The sequence below is a fragment of the Plantactinospora sp. B24E8 genome (assembly GCF_039871735.1).
Lineage (GTDB): Bacteria > Actinomycetota > Actinomycetes > Mycobacteriales > Micromonosporaceae > Plantactinospora.
Genome location: NZ_JBDPMH010000007.1, coordinates 214585 through 229701 on the forward strand (window position 1 = coordinate 214585; position 15117 = coordinate 229701).

General features: G+C 74.3%; 9 protein-coding genes and 1 pseudogene. 9 read left to right on the top strand and 1 reads right to left on the bottom strand.

Annotation, left to right across the window (positions count from 1 at the left end; translation table 11 throughout):
• Positions 1 to 12 precede the first annotated feature (12 nt).
• The 9 genes from ABGB21_RS14205 to nudC all read left to right on the top strand — a co-directional run bounded on the left by ABGB21_RS14205 (position 13) and on the right by nudC (position 14374).
• The gene (locus ABGB21_RS14205; protein ID WP_347678165.1) at positions 13 to 3558 is read left to right on the top strand and encodes an ATP-dependent DNA helicase; all 3546 of its coding nucleotides are present in this window, start codon (positions 13 to 15) and stop codon (positions 3556 to 3558) included.
• Entirely contained in the window at positions 3555 to 7082 is a 3528-nt protein-coding gene (locus ABGB21_RS14210) for a UvrD-helicase domain-containing protein (RefSeq protein ID WP_347652880.1), read from the top strand. Before ABGB21_RS14205 ends, ABGB21_RS14210 begins: the two co-directional genes overlap by 4 nt.
• Positions 7083 to 7311: 229 nt before the next feature.
• Complete coding sequence (locus ABGB21_RS14215; RefSeq protein WP_007072850.1) at positions 7312 to 7515, top strand: cold-shock protein; 204 nt, start codon at positions 7312 to 7314, stop codon at positions 7513 to 7515.
• A gap of 233 nt (positions 7516 to 7748) precedes the next feature.
• Positions 7749 to 9200 carry a DEAD/DEAH box helicase gene (locus ABGB21_RS14220; RefSeq protein WP_347653066.1) on the top strand — a complete coding sequence of 484 codons (1452 nt, stop codon included), beginning with the start codon at positions 7749 to 7751 and terminating at the stop codon, positions 9198 to 9200.
• 218 nt (positions 9201 to 9418) lie between these two features.
• On the top strand, positions 9419 to 9628 hold the full coding sequence (locus ABGB21_RS14225; protein ID WP_347652879.1) for a hypothetical protein: 210 nt from the start codon (positions 9419 to 9421) through the stop codon (positions 9626 to 9628).
• Between the two features lie 75 nt (positions 9629 to 9703).
• A complete protein-coding gene (locus ABGB21_RS14230; RefSeq protein WP_347652878.1) occupies positions 9704 to 10636 on the top strand; it encodes a hypothetical protein in 933 nt (310 codons plus the stop codon).
• A gap of 92 nt (positions 10637 to 10728) precedes the next feature.
• Entirely contained in the window at positions 10729 to 12042 is a 1314-nt protein-coding gene (locus ABGB21_RS14235) for a pitrilysin family protein (protein ID WP_347652877.1), read from the top strand.
• The gene (locus ABGB21_RS14240) at positions 12039 to 13364 is read left to right on the top strand and encodes a pitrilysin family protein (RefSeq protein ID WP_347652876.1); all 1326 of its coding nucleotides are present in this window, start codon (positions 12039 to 12041) and stop codon (positions 13362 to 13364) included. The genes ABGB21_RS14235 and ABGB21_RS14240 overlap by 4 nt, the downstream gene beginning before the upstream one ends.
• A gap of 86 nt (positions 13365 to 13450) precedes the next feature.
• The gene (nudC, locus tag ABGB21_RS14245; RefSeq protein WP_347653065.1) at positions 13451 to 14374 is read left to right on the top strand and encodes an NAD(+) diphosphatase; all 924 of its coding nucleotides are present in this window, start codon (positions 13451 to 13453) and stop codon (positions 14372 to 14374) included.
• 362 nt (positions 14375 to 14736) lie between these two features.
• On the opposite strand, the pseudogene ABGB21_RS14250 reads toward nudC, so the two are convergent.
• Positions 14737 to 14973, bottom strand: a pseudogene (locus ABGB21_RS14250) (hypothetical protein); the annotation flags it as partial.
• Positions 14974 to 15117 lie beyond the last annotated feature (144 nt).

Genomic DNA, 15117 nt, shown 5'->3' on the forward strand with positions numbered 1-15117 from the left:
CGACATGGTGTGATGGGCGGCGTGCAGGCGTACCGGCTGGTCCGCCGGCCGGCCGACGCTGGGCCGGTACGGCTGCCCGACGCTGCCCAGGAAGAGGTCGTCGCGCACACCGACGGGCCCCTGCTGGTCCTCGGCGGCCCCGGCACCGGCAAGACGAGCACCCTGGTCGAGGCGGTCGCCGCCCGGGTCGCCGAAGGCGTCGACCCGGAACACATCCTGGTGCTGACCTTCGGCCGACGCACCGCCACCGCGCTGCGGCACCGGATCGAGGCCCGGATCGCCGCCGGCACCCGCCGGGTCCTGCACGAACCCCTGGTCAGGACCTTTCCCGCGTACGCCTTCGGGCTGCTGCGCCGGGCCGCCGCGCAGCGCGGTGAACCCTCGCCCCGACTGCTCACCGGCCCCGAACAGGACCTGATCATCCGGGAACTGCTCGGTGTGGTCGGGTTGGCGGAGGGCGAGCCGACCGAGGAGATCGAGGACCCGGTCGGCTGGCCGGAGGACCTGCGGCCCGCGCTGCGTACCCGGGCCTTCGCGCAACAGCTCCGCGACCTGCTGATGCGGGCCGCCGAACGCGGCATCGGCCCGGTCGAACTGGCCCGGCTCGGCGAGAAACTCGGCCGCGCCGACTGGCCAGCCGCCGCCCGCTTCCTCCGGCAGTACGTCGCCGTACTCGCCCTGCGCGACGTCAGCAACCGGGGCTCCGTCGCGTACGACCCGGCCGAACTGGTCCGGGCCGCCAGCGGACTGCTCACCGACGACCCCGAACTGCTCGACGCCGAACGCCACCGCCTCGGGTACGTCTACGTCGACGAACTCGCCGAAACCGACCCGGCCCAGATCGAACTCCTCGAACTCGTGGCCGGCGGCGGCAAACCCCTCGTGACCTTCGGCGACCCGGACTCGTCGACGTACGCCTTCCGGGGCGCCGACCCGGCGATCGTCGGCACCTTCGCCCACCGGTTCCGGACCGCCTCCGGCGCGATCGCCCGCACCCTGACCCTGCGTACGTCGTACCGGGCCGGGCCCGGCCTGCTGGACGCGACCCGGCGGCTGGCCCGCCGGCTGCGCGGCCCGGTTTACCACCGTGACCTGGTGCCGGCGGCCGACGTCCCGGCCGGCACCGTCGAGGTCCGCACCTTCCGTTCCGCGACCAGCGAGGCGGCGTACCTGGCGCACACGCTGCGCGCTGCGCACCTGCTCGACGGGGTGCCGTGGTCCCGGATGGCGGTGCTGCTCCGCTCCACCACCCTGCAACTGCCGCCGCTGCAACGCGCCCTGCACACCGTCGGGGTGCCGACCGTGGTGCACGCCGAGGACCTGCCGCTGCACTCCCAGCCGGCGGTCGCGCCGCTGCTGCTGCTCCTGCGCTGCGCCCTCGAACCGGACCGGCTCGACGAGGAGGCGGCGGTCACGCTGCTGCACTCGCCGCTCGGCGGCGCCGACCCGCTCGCCGAACGGCGACTACGGCAGGGACTGCGGGCCCTCGCCCTGGCCGGTGGTGACCGGCGGCCATCCGGAGACCTGCTGGTCGAGGCGCTGCGGGACCCGGCCGACCTGCTCGCGATCGAGCGGCGCTGGGCCGAACCGGCGAAGGCGGTCGCCACCCTGCTCGCCGCCGCCCGGGACGCCGCCGCGGTGCCCGGGGCCACCGTCGAGGACGTGCTCTGGGCGGTGTGGCGGGCCAGCGGGCTCGCCGAACGCTGGGCCGGCGCGCTGGCCCGGGCCCGGACCGCCACCGGGGCGGCGGACAGCGGACTGCGCTGGCGGGCGTCAGCGGCCGACCGGGACCTGGACGCGGTTGTCGTCCTCTTCGACGCCGCCGCCCGGTTCGTCGACCGGCTGCCGGGTGCGCGTACCGAGGTTTTCCTCGACCACGTGCAGGGACAGCAGCTGCCGGCCGACACCCTCGCCCCGAGCGCCGACCGGGGCGAGGCGGTACGCCTGCTCACCGCCCACGCGGCGAAGGGACTGGAGTGGGACGTGGTCGCGCTCGCCGGCGTACAGGAGGGGATCTGGCCGGACCTGCGGCTGCGCGGCACCCTGCTCGGCTCGGAGCGGCTGGTCGACATCCTGGCCGGCCGGGGCGACGGCACCGGCGACCTGGCCAGTCTGGTCGGGCAGAGCTCGGCGATGCTCGACGAGGAGCGGCGGCTCTTCTACGTCGCCGCCACCCGGGCCCGGCGCCGGCTGCTGGTCAGCGCGGTCGCCTCGGCGGCGGTCGGGCTCGCCGACCAGGAGGAGCAGCCGAGCCGCTTCCTCTACGAACTCGGCCCGACCGTCGAGAACGCCGACGACCCGGCCGACCCGGCTGATCCGGGAGCCGACGCGGTCGATACGGCAGCCGACCCGGCTGATCCGGGAGTCGACCCGGCTGATCCGGGAGTCGACCCGGCTGATCCGGGAGTCGACGTGGCCGAGCCGGGCGGGTCGGTTGAGCCGAACGAGACGTCGGGAGAGGGTCCCGCCGACACCGACCCGGAGAACGACCGGAAGGGCGCCCTGCTCAGCACGGTGCCGCGGGCGTTGACGTTGTCGGCGCTGGTGGCGGAGCTGCGGACCGCGCTCACCGACCCGGAGGCGTCGCCGGCCCGACGGCACGCGGCGGCGACGGAACTGGCCCGGCTGGCCCGGGCGGGGGTGCCGGGCGCACATCCGGACGACTGGTGGGGGCTGCGGCCCCTCTCCGACGACCGGCCGCTGGTGGACGAGGGCGAACCGGTGCGGGTGACGCCGTCCGGGATGGAGAGCGCCTTGCGGTGCAGCCTGCGCTGGCTGCTGGAACGGCACGGCGGGCGGGCGCCGACCAGCGCCGCGCAGGGGGTCGGCAACCTGGTGCACGCGGCGGCGATGCTCGCCGAGGACGCCAGCGTCGACCGGGGCAAACTGCTGGAGTACGTCACCGCCCGGTTCGACATGATCGAACTGGCTGCCCGGTGGCTGGCCGGGCCGGAACGGGCCCGCGCCGAGGTGATGGTCGACAAGCTGCTGCGCTGGCTGGCCGGCAACCCGCGCCGGCTGCTCGCCATCGAGCACGAGTTCGCGGTACGCCTCGACGACCCGAAACGGCCGATCGAGCTGACCGGCCGGGTGGACCGGCTGGAGGTGGACGACGAGGGCCGGCTCGTCGTGATCGACCTGAAGACCGGCCGGTCGACGGCGGTGAGCGCGACCGAGATCGGCGAACATCCGCAGCTCGGGGCGTACCAGGCGGCGGTCGAGGCAGGCGCGTTCGACGACCTGGTCACCGGTGCGGAGCCCGGCGGGGCCGCCCTGGTGCAGCTCGGCACCCCGACGAAGGACGCGAAGGAGCAGGTCCAGCCCCCGCCGCCGGGCGAGGGTGAGGAGGCCGGCTGGGCGCAGGCGATGGTGCGGCGTACCGCCGAGACGATGGCCGCGGCGACGTTCTCCGCGGTCGCGAACTCGAAGTGCCGGGTCTGCCCGGTCCGGACCAGTTGCCCGGTCTCCGGGCAGGGCCGGCAGGTTGTCGAGCCGCCGAGGTGGCGGGGCGGTGGTGGCCAGCGGCCGCCGGAGCAGCGGGGCGGAGGCAGCCGGTGACCCAGCCGTCGTTGTTTCCGGCGACGGCGCCACGGCGGCGCCGCGTCGTGGACGCCGGACCCCGGTTCACCCCGGTCGAACTGGCCCGGCTGCTCCGGCTGCCGGCCCCGACCGTGGAGCAGGCGGAGATCATCGCCGCGCCGGTGGAACCGCTGCTGGTGGTCGCCGGCGCCGGTTCCGGAAAGACCGAGACGATGGCCGCCCGGGTGGTCTGGCTGGTCGCCAACGGGTACGTCCACCCCGGGCAGATCCTCGGGCTCACCTTCACCCGCAAGGCGGCCGGTGAACTCGGCACCCGGATCCGTACCCGGCTCGGGCAGTTGGTGCGCCGGCTCGGCCGGGACAGCCGGGACCTGACCGGTGACCCACTCGGCGGTGAGCCGACCGTGGCGACGTACCACTCGTACGCGGCCCGGATCGTCACCGAGCACGGGCTGCGGGCCGGCTACGAACCGTCCACCCGGCTGCTCACCGAGGCGTCCCGGTGGCAGCTCGTCGACCTGCTGGTCCGCAACCACGACGGTGACATGTCCGAGGTGGAACGGATGCCGAGCACGGTCACCGACGCCGTCCTCGCGCTCACCGGCGACCTGGCCGAACACCTGGTCACCCCGGACGAACTGGCGACCTGGACCGGCCGGTTCTTCGCCGACGTGCAGTCCCGCCCCGGCCGGGTCTACGCCGACGTCCGCAAGGCGCTGCAGATCCAACAGTTGCGGCTCCGGCTGCTTCCGCTGATCCGCGCGTACGACCAGCGCAAACAGGACTTCGAAGCGATGGACTTCGGGGACCAGCTGGCCCGGGCCGCGCTGGTGGCCCGGGACCATCCCGAGGTCGGCGCGATCGAGCGGGGCCGCTACCGGGTGGTGCTGCTCGACGAGTACCAGGACACCAGCCACGCCCAGGTGGTGCTGCTGCACTCGCTGTACGGCGGCGGCCACCCGGTGACCGCGGTCGGCGACCCGTGCCAGTCCATCTACGGGTGGCGGGGGGCCAGTGCCGGCACCCTGGACCGGTTCCCGACCGAGTTCGCCCAGCCGGACGGGCGACCGGCGCAGATCCGTACCCTGACCACGAGCTGGCGTAACCGGCCACAGATCCTGGACGTCGCGAACGGGCTCGCCGCGCCGCTGCGGGCCGCCGGGGCCCGGGTCGCCGAACTCGGCGCCGCGTTCCGGGTCGACGAGGAGATCCCGGCCCGGACGGCCCGGGGACGATCCGGCGGCACCGTGCACTGCGCGCTGCTGGAGACGTACGCCGACGAGGCCGAGTGGATCGCGGACAGTGTGCTGGCCGCCTGGCGGGGCGCGGCCCGGATGCCGGAGGCGTTGCCGGAGCACATTCCACTGGAACGGCGGCCGACCACGGCGGTGCTGGTCCGGCTGCGCAGCCAGATTCCGGCGATCGAGGCGGCGCTGCGGGACCGGGGACTGCCGGTCGAGGTGGTCGGCCTCGGTGGTCTGCTGGACACCCCGGAGGTCCGGGACGTGGTCTGCACGCTGCGGGTGCTCTCCGACCCGACGGACGGGGCGGCGCTGCTCCGGCTGCTGACCGGGGCGCGGTGGCGGATCGGACCCCGCGACCTGGTCGCCCTGCACCGGCGGTCCAGCGCGATCGCCGCCGCCCGGCGGGCGATGCCCCGCCAGGACGACGAGCCGGAGATCGTCACCGACCGGTTGGACGAGGCGAGCCTGGTCGAGGCGCTCGCCGACCTGGGTCCGGCACAGTTGTACTCGGCGGAGGGTTACGCCCGGCTGCGGGCGTACTCCCGAGAACTCGGCCTGCTCCGGCACCGCCTGGACCAGCCGCTGCCGGACCTGCTCGCGGACGTCGAGCGGACCATGGGGCTGGACGTGGAGGTGGCGGTCCGGGCCGGCAGCAACGGTCGGGGTGGCGACGCCGGCCTGGCGCGCGGGCACCTGGACGCGCTCGGGGACGTGGCGGCCCGGTTCGCCGGCGACACCGGAGGGGCGCCGCTGCACGCCTTCCTGGCCTATCTCGCCGCCGCCGAGGACGAGGAGCGGGGCCTGTCGCCGGGTGAGGTCGAGGTGGTCGAGGGGGCGGTGCAGATCCTCACCGCGCACGCCGCCAAGGGCCTGGAGTGGGACGTCGTCTCGGTCGCCGGGCTGAGCCGGGGGGTCTGGCCGGGAGCGGCCCGCGCCTCCGACCACTTCCTGCAGGGTTTGGGGGTGCTGCCGTTCCCGCTGCGCGGTGACGCGGACGGGCTGCCGAGGCTGGCGCTGGAGGACGCGGAGGACCAGAAGGGGGTGGCCCGGGCGCTGGCCGCCTTCGCCGACGACTGGCGGGCACACGACGAGCGGGAGGAACGGCGGCTGGCGTACGTGGCGGTGACCCGGCCGCGTCGGCTGCTGCTCTGCTCCGGCTACTGGTGGGGGGAGGGAACGAAGCGGCCCCGGGGCCCGTCCGTCTTCCTCCGGGAGGTGTACGACTGGTGTCTGGGCACACCGGACGCCGACGGCGCGGGCAGCGGGTTTGTCGTCGACGCGTGGGCCCCGGAGCCGGCCGCCGACGCGACCAACCCGACGACCGAGGTGGTGCTCCGGGCCGAGTGGCCGGCGGACCCGCTCGGCGTCCGGCGGCCCGTGCTGGCCGAGGCCGCCGCCCTGGTCCGCCGGTTGATGTCGGAGGAGTCTGACGGGGAGCCGTCCGGCGAGCCCACGGAGGTCGGGGAGCCTGCCGAGGTGGGGGAGCCGGGGCCGGAGCTGGAGAGCGGGGCGGCGGAGGCGATGGACGGCGGTTCAGTGCCGGCGGTGGATCCGGCGGCGATGGACGACGGTGCGCTGCCGGCGGTGGATCCGGCGGCGGCGGTCGCGGCGGCCTGGCGGCGGGAGGCGGAGTTGCTGCTCGCCGAACGGGACGCGCTGATGCACCGCGCCGGTCCGGTCGAGGTGGCGCTGCCCGGGCACCTGTCGGTCTCCCAACTGGTCGGACTGCGCCGCGACCCGGCGGCGCTGGCCCGCAGCCTGCGGCGGCCGATGCCGGCCCGGCCGGAGCCGCACGCCCGGCGCGGCACCGCCTTCCACGCCTGGCTCGAGCAGCGGTACGGCGCCGACCGGCTGCTCGACATCGACGAGTTGCCGGGGGCCGAGGATGCGGAAGCGGCGCCCGACGAGGTCCTCGCCGACCTGCAGGAGCGTTTCCTCGCCAGCGAGTGGGCGGACCGGACGCCGGTCGAGGTGGAGGTGCCGTTCGCGACCGTGATCGGCGGCCTGCTGGTGCGGGGCCGGATGGACGCGGTCTTCGCCGCCCCCGGCGGGCGGTACGACGTGGTCGACTGGAAGACCGGGCGGCAGCCGTCCGGTGCGGAGGCGGACGCGGCGGCGGTGCAGTTGGCCGCGTACCGGCTGGCCTGGGCGGAGTTGGCCGGTGTACCCGTCGACCGGGTACGGGCCGCCTTCCACTACGTACGGGAGAACGTGACCGTACGGCCGGCCGATCTGCTCGACGCCGCCGGGCTGGCCGCCCTGGTCGCGGGCCTGCCGGAGGCGGACGCGCCGAACTGATCCGGTGAAAGCTGGGTGTGGTGCCCCGTTCCGTGCTAGTGTTACCGCGTTGCAGTTTTGGTTCCCAGAGACTTCGTGTGCGCCTGCGGGATTGTGACCGTAGGCGCCCTTTGTTGTGTCCGGAGTTCTCCGGGCGGGGCGACCAGGGCGACAGCAGCTCACGCTTGCCGCGTGGGCGACTTTCGGGCCGTAAGGTGCGGTCCGAACGTTCCGTCAGGAGACGAAACACATGGCAATTGGCACCGTGAAGTGGTTCAACGCTGACAAGGGCTTCGGCTTCATCACCCCGGACGGCGGCGGCGCCGACGTCTTCGCGCACTTCTCCGCGATCCAGAGCTCGGGCTACCGGAGCCTGGACGAGAACCAGCGGGTGGAGTTCGAGATCACCCAGGGTCAGAAGGGCCCGCAGGCGGAGAACATCCGCCCGCTCTGATCTGAGCCACAGCTCCACCACCACACCCCGACCCGGGGGGTGGTGACGCGGCCAGCCCGTGCCCCAGGCCGGGCTGGCATCCGCGTATTTTCCCGGTCCGTGCCCACGGCCACCGGGCCGGTACGCCGTGGGCGGCCCCGCCGCCCCGGCTCTGGTCGCCGGTTGCCTTCCTCGACACGTACCGCTGTCAGGAAGGTCCCGTGTTGACCCGTACCGTCGGATCCACCCGTCCCATCACCTCGTTCGCGGACGCGCCGCTGGCCACCGGCCTGCACGCCGCGTTGGCCGCGAACGGCATCGTCGAGCCGTTCCCGATCCAGTCGGCGACCCTGCCGGACTCGCTGGCGGGTCGGGACGTGCTCGGCCGGGGCCGTACCGGCTCCGGCAAGACTCTCGCCTTCGGGCTTCCCCTGCTGTCCCGGACCGCCGGCCGCAAGGCCCGCCCCCGGTCCCCGCTCGCCCTGGTCCTGGTCCCCACCCGGGAACTGGCCCAGCAGGTGACCACCGCCCTGGCCCCGTACGCCGGCGCGGTCGGCCTGCGGTGCGCCACCGTGGTCGGCGGGTTGTCGCTGGTCCGGCAGGCCGACGCGCTGCGGGCCGGCGCGGAGGTGGTCATCGCCACCCCCGGTCGGCTCGCCGACCTGGTCAACCGGGGCGACTGCCGGCTCGACCAGGTCACCGTCACGGTGCTGGACGAGGCCGACCAGATGGCCGACATGGGCTTCCTGCCGCAGGTCACCGACCTGCTGCGGCAGGTGGCGCCGGACGGGCAGCGGATGCTCTTCTCGGCCACCCTGGACCGTGGCGTCGACCGGCTGGTCCGCCGCTTCCTCACCGATCCGGTGACCCACTCCGTGGACCCGGCGACCGCCACGGTCACCGCGATGACCCACCACGTGCTGCAGGTCGACGCCGAGGACAAGGGGGCGGCGACGACCCAGATCGCGGCCCGCGACGGTCGCGTGATCATGTTCGTCGGTACCAAGCACCGGGCCGACCGGCTGGCCCGACAGTTGCTGACCAGCGGCGTACGGGCGGCGGCGCTGCACGGCGGCAAGTCGCAGCCGCAGCGGACCCGGACCCTGGAGCAGTTCCGCGCCGGCCAGGTCACCGCCCTGGTGGCGACCGACGTCGCGGCGCGTGGCATCCACGTCGACGGGCTCGACCTGGTGGTCAACGTGGACCCGCCGACCGAGGCGAAGGACTACCTGCACCGGGGCGGCCGTACCGCCCGGGCCGGTGAGTCGGGCCGGGTGGTCACCCTGGTCCTGCCCGAGCAGCGCCGCGAGGTGGCCTCGCTGATGAACACCGCCGGGATCCGGCCGGAGACGGTCCGGGTACGCCCCGGCGACGAGGCGCTGGTCCGGGTCACCGGGGCCCGGATGCCGTCCGGGATCCCGGTCACCCCGCCGACGGCCCCGGCCGCCGCGCCGTCGTCGTCCCGGTCCGGGCGGTCGTCCCGCAGGTCCGGGGCGGGTGCGTCCCGGACCCACGGTGCGTCGTCGTCCCGCAACCACGGCACCGGCACGGCACCGACACCCGCCCAGGGCACGGCGTCGGCCCGGTCCGGCGCGGGGTCGACCCGGGCCGGCACGACGGGTACGCACCGGTCCGCAGCGGCCTTCTCGGCGTCCCGGTCGACCGGCCGCCCACCTCGCCCGCGGGGTCCGCGCCGGTCCGCCTGAACGCGGCTGCCCGGTCTGCCGGGCAACCCGCCCGAGGTCTCCGGCGGTCCGCCCGCCCGGGACGCCGGGCGGCCGGAGCGGCGTCCCCGATCGGCCAGTCCAGTTGTGCCCGCGAATACACCCGATCGGGTCCGATGGGCGACTGTGGATCGACTCTTGACAGGTCATCCTGTCCTGGGATCCGGCGGCCAACGGGGAGGTCGCGGTGGGAGGTTGTCATGACCGTGAGCGTCGGGGCGGGTTCGGTTCGGGAAATCCTGGTGGTACTCGCACTCGCGCTCTGCGGGCTGCTGCTCGCCACCCTGGTCGCCTTCACTCCCTGGTACGGCATGGCCGCCGGCAACTCCGCCGAGGCGGAGGTGGTGGAGGTGCACTCGCCGGCCGGACCACCGATGACCGCCGGGGTCAGCGCCGCCAGCAACGGTTGAACGGTTGTCGGCCGGTCGGACGCCGGTGGGGTTCGCCGCCGTCGGGCACCCGTGGTGTTCACTAGGGGAATGCCGGTGAACCTCACCCCTCCACCCAGCGGGTCCCAGGCACAGCCGGGATCGGCCTGGGCGGCGGGTGCGGTGACCCGACTGGGTACGCCGCCTCCCGTACCGCCGGCCGGACCACCGGCACCACCGCCACCGGGCGGAGCCGGTGGCGGCTGGGACCGTCGCCGGCTCTGGTGGTTCGGCGGGGCGGCCGGTGCCGTACTGGTGCTCGGCCTCGTGGTGGTGCTCGCGATGACCCTGACCGGCAGTCAGGGCCCGAGCCCGTTCCAGGGCAGGCCGCAGGCGCCGGAGGACGTGCGTCCCCCGTTGGCCCGCAAGTGTCCGCCGCTGGCCGGGTCGGCGGCACCGAGCAACCCGCCGGCCGATCCCGGCCCGGCGCCCCGGGTGCCGCGGAACGCGCCGGGCAGGCCGGTGGAGGGCGAACGGACCGTCGACCGCGAGGCCGGTATCTCGTACGCCACCTACGGGGCGCCCTGGGAACCGTGGCGGGCGGTCTGGAACGCGGGCAGCCTGCAGGTGCCGTACAAGGTCGGGCAGCACTTCGTCACCGAGCCGGAGTACGACGGGTTCAGCGACTACCACGCCTCGATCCTGTCGGCGGCGGTGCCAGCGGCGGAGAACGACGCCCTCACCTTCGACCTCGAATGTGTCGGCCGGCAGGTGGCCAGCGACGCCCGGGCTGAGTACTACCCGCAGCCGAACCGGATCGAGTCGATCCGGGACGAGCGGACCACCGTCGGCGGCCGTCCCGCCTGGGTGACCGTGTTCCGGCTGCACTTCGAACAGCGGGACCTGCGGGCCACCGACGAACTCGCCGCGATCGCCTGCATCGACGTCGGCCGGCCGACCGCCGCGGTGCTCTACGTCTCGATTCCCGGCACCCACCGGGAGTTCGACTGGGTGGTCGACCACGTCCTCGACTCGGTGCAGGTCGACTAGGTGTGGCTTGGGAAGGCCGGGCCGAGCCCGGCCGGCGCCCGGCCAGCGGGTACGGCGCCCGCGACGGTGCGGGAACGCGCTAGGGTCGGTGCGTGGCGGCGGGAAGATCGAGAATTCCAGGAGTGACACACCCGGTCGAGCGGTTCACCCTCGACAACGGCCTGCGGGTGGTGCTGGCACCGGACCGCAGTGCCCCGGTGGTCGGGGTGGCGGTCGTCTACGACGTCGGCATCCGGTCGGAACCGGAGGGGCGGACGGGCTTCGCCCACCTCTTCGAGCACCTGATGTTCCAGGGCTCGGAGAACCTGGAGAAGCTCGCGCACTTCCGACACATCCAGGGCGCCGGCGGCACGTTCAACGGCTCGACCCACCTGGACTACACCGACTACTGGGAGACGCTGCCGAGCAACGCGCTGGAGCGGGCGCTCTTCCTGGAGGCGGACCGGATGCGCGGCCCCCGGCTGACCGAGGAGAACCTGCGCAACCAGGTCGACGTGGTCAAGGAGGAGATCCGGGTCAACGTGCTGAACCGGCCGTACGGCGGGTTCCCCTGGCTGAAGCTGCCGCCGGTGCTGTTCAGCACCTTCCCGAACGCGCACGACGGCTACGGCTCGTTCCAGGACCTGGAGAGCGCCTCGATCGCCGACGCGACCGACTTCTTCGACCGCTACTACGCCTGCGGCAACGCCGTACTGGCGGTCGGCGGGGACCTGGACGTGGCGGAGGCGACCGCGCTGGTCGAGCGGCACTTCGGTGACGTGCCGGCCCGGCCGGCCCCGGAGCGGCCCAGTTTCGCCGAGCCGGACCTGACCGGTGAGCGGCGGGAGTCGTACACCGACCCGTTGGCGCCGCTGCCCGCGGTGGCGGCGGCCTGGCGGGTGCCGGACCCGATCGGCGACTTCGCCGGCTACCTGCCGTACGTGGTGCTGGCCGAGGTGCTCACCGACGGCGACGCGTCCCGGCTGGTCGAGCGGCTGGTGCTGCGGGACCGTACGGTGACCAGCGTCGGCGGCTACCTCGGGCTGATGGGCAGCCCGTTCGACGTACGGGACCCGACCGCCCTGGTGCTGCAGGCGCATCTGCCACCGGGTGGGGACGTGGACAAGGTGCTCCGCACCGTCGACGAGGAACTGGACCGGGTCGCCGCCGACGGCCTGACCGCCGACGAACTGGCGCGTACCCAGGCCCGGATGGCCACCCACCTGCTCCGGGAGACCGACGCGGTGCTCGGGCGCACGTTGCAGATGGCGGTGCTGGAGCAGCAGCGGGCCGAGCCGGAACTGCTCGGCGAACTGCCCCGGCTGGTCGGCGAGGTCACCGAGGAGCAGGTGCGCGCGGCGGCCGCCACCCTGCGTCCGCAGCGTCGGGCCGCCGTCGAGGTCGTCCCCGGTGGAGGTGCCCGGTGAGCATCCGTACGCTGCCCCCGCTCGGGCCGAACCGCAAGCTCAAGCTGCCCCGGACCGCCGAACGGACCCTGCCGAACGGGCTGACCGTGATCGCCGTCCGCCGGCCCGCCGTGCCCCTGGTCGAGCTGCGGCTCTGGCTGCCGTTCGGTCGGGCGAACCTGGCCCGGGGCCTGATGCTCTCCCAGACCCTGCTCTCCGGTACCACCACGATGACCTCGGTGCAGCTCGCCGCCGAGCTGCAGAAGGTGGGCGGCGGGCTGAGCGCCGGACTCGACGCCGACCGGCTGATGCTCTCCGGCACCGGCCTGGTCACCGGGCTGGACCGGATCCTGGAACTGCTCGGCGAGGTGCTGACCGGGGCGACGTACCCGAAGGACGAGGTCGACATCGAACGGGCCCGGCTGATCGACGGGATCCGGATGGCCCAGAGCCAGCCGACCCACCTGGTCCGCCGGGCGCTGCTCAAGCGGATGTACGGCCGGCACCCGTATGCGGTGCAGACCCCGGAGCCGGAGCAGGTGGCGGCGGTCCGGCCGGCCGCGCTGCGTACCCTGCACGCCGACCGGGTACATCCGACCGGGGCGATCCTGCTGCTCGTCGGTGACGTGCAGCCGGCCCGGGCACTGGACGCCGCCGAGCGGGCCCTCGCCGGCTGGACCGGGGACGGCGCGCCGGGCGAACTGCCCCCGACGCCACCCCTGGAGCCGGGGCCGCTGCTGCTCGTCGACCGGCCCGGCTCGGTGCAGTCGTCGCTGCGGATGGCGTTGCCGGCGGTGCCGCGTACCCATCCCGACCATGCCGCGCTGCAGTTGTCGAACCTTGTCTTCGGGGGCTACTTCTCGTCCCGCTGGGTGGAGAACATCCGCGAGGACAAGGGTTACACGTACGGGCCGCACTCCACGATCGAGCACTCGGTGGCCGGGTCGGCGCTGGTGGTCGCCGCCGAGGTGGCCACCGAGGTGACCGGTCCGGCGATGTTGGAGACCGTGTACGAGCTGGGCCGGCTCGCCTCGCTGCCGCCGAAGGAGGACGAGCTGGAGCAGGCCCGGCAGTACGCGCTCGGCACCCTGCAGCTCGGCGTCTCGACCCAGGCCGGGCTGGCCGCGGTGGCCAGCGCGTACGCCGGTGCCGGGCTGCGGCTGGAGTATCTCGCCGAGCATGCGGCGCGGCTGGCGAAGGTGACCCGGGACGAGGTGGCGGCGGCCGCCGCGACGTACCTGGCCCCGTCCCGGGCGGTCAGTGTGGTGCTCGGCGACGCGGGGCGGATCGAGGCACCGTTGGCGGTGTTGGGACCGGTCCGGACGGAGGCCGAGGGGTCGTGACGTCCCCGGCGACACCCGGTCCGGATTCCGGGACCGGTCCGGAGGATCGTCCGCTCTCCGGGGCCGGTCCGGCCGACCATCCGCCGCTGGCCCGGTCCACTCTGGACCGGGCCGCCCACCGCCGGACCGACCAACGGTGGCTGGCGGAGGCGTGGTTGCGGGCCCGGGTGCTGCTGGTGGACGTGGCCGGCGGTGGACGGACGCTGGTCGGGCCAGCGACCGACAAGCCGGAACTGGTGCTCTTCGGCCCGGAGAGTGTGTCGCCGGGCGAGCCGGGTGCCCGGCTGTTCCTCGGGGTCGAACCGGACGGGGTGCCGGTCTTCGCGGTCGACACACCGCTGCCGACGGTCGACGGGACCCGGGCGGCCGGGTTGCGTGAGGTCGGGCACCTGCTCAGCGACCGGGACGCCGGGCTGCTCACCACCGCGATCGCGCTCTTCAACTGGCACGCGCGGCACCCGTACTCGTCGGTCACCGGCCTGCCGACGACGATCGGTGATGCCGGCTGGACCCGGCGGGACGAGACGGGGCAGCAGCTCTGGCCGCGTACCGACCCGGCGATGATCGTGCTGGTGCACGACGGCGTGCCGGGGCCGGAGGGCCGCTGTCTGCTCGGCAACAACGCGGCGTGGCGGGCCAGCGAGGGCGTACGACGGTTCTCCTGCCTCGCCGGGTACGTCGAACCGGGTGAGTCGGCCGAGGACGCGGTGCTGCGGGAGGTGACCGAGGAGGTCGGCCTGGTCCCGCACCACATCGGGTACGTCGCCAGTCAGGCCTGGCCGTTTCCGGGTTCGCTGATGCTCGGCTTCTTCGCGCTGGCCGATCCCGGGCGTCCACTGCGGCTGGATCCCACGGAGATCGCCCACGCCGGCTGGTTCACCCGTCGGGACATCGCGGCGGTGCTGGCCGGGGAGCGGGTCGAGGTCGGTGCGGGGCTGCGTCTCGGGCTGCCGCCGGCGTCGTCGATCGCGCTGTTCCTGATCCGTCGCTGGCTCGACACGACGGCCTGACGCGGCGGCCTGACGCCGGCGCGGCGGAGATCGGCGACCGCGGCGGGGGACGGGACAATCTTGGCCCGCGACCGTCGTTGCCGCGACGATCACGGGCCAAGATCATGGGCCGTCGGGGTCGGGTGTGGCGTGGTACGCGGCGGGGGAGCCGCCCGACCGACGACGGTCGTCTAGGTGGGTAGCCCCAGGCGGGGGCCGGTGTGTGCCGGTCGGAACCCGCCCGGTGTCGGGGCCAGGGTGTCGGGTTGCGGGCCGACGCCGGTCGGCCGCGGGGTCAGGTCGGTGGGCGGTACGGTCAGCTCGTCCGCCGGTACGCCGGTGTCGTTCGATCCGGTGTGGAGTGTGGCGGCGCGGTGACGGCGCGGTGGCTCGCCCACCGGAAGCACCTTCACCCGTTGCCGTCCGGCCCGGACCGCGCCCACGCTGGACAGCGCTCTGGCGAGGAGCAGAGCGGCGTCCCGGTCTTCCGCGCGGACGACCTGTCGGCGCTGCTCAGGGGTGGTCTGTTCGTCGCGGAGGCATTCCCCCTGCGCCCATGCGGCGGCCAGCTCGTCGTCGGCGGCGGCACGGATATCCGTGCGAACGATGAGAAACCGCATGCGTGTCTCCGACAAGACGGTGACGGATGATGAGTCTCTGATTACCGAGCGAAGTCGTTTCGTGGAACTTCCACGCGGCCTCTTGGCCTATGTTCACCCATCGCGGGTCATCGGGCAAGTGAAACGCGCCGATTGGAGTAGTCG

Coding starts and splice junctions, on each gene's coding strand:
- ABGB21_RS14205 (WP_347678165.1), top strand. CDS start 13: ATGGGCGGCGTGCAGGCGTACCGGCTGGTCCGCCGGCCGGCCGACGCT.
- ABGB21_RS14215 (WP_007072850.1), top strand. CDS start 7,312: ATGGCAATTGGCACCGTGAAGTGGTTCAACGCTGACAAGGGCTTCGGC.
- ABGB21_RS14225 (WP_347652879.1), top strand. CDS start 9,419: ATGACCGTGAGCGTCGGGGCGGGTTCGGTTCGGGAAATCCTGGTGGTA.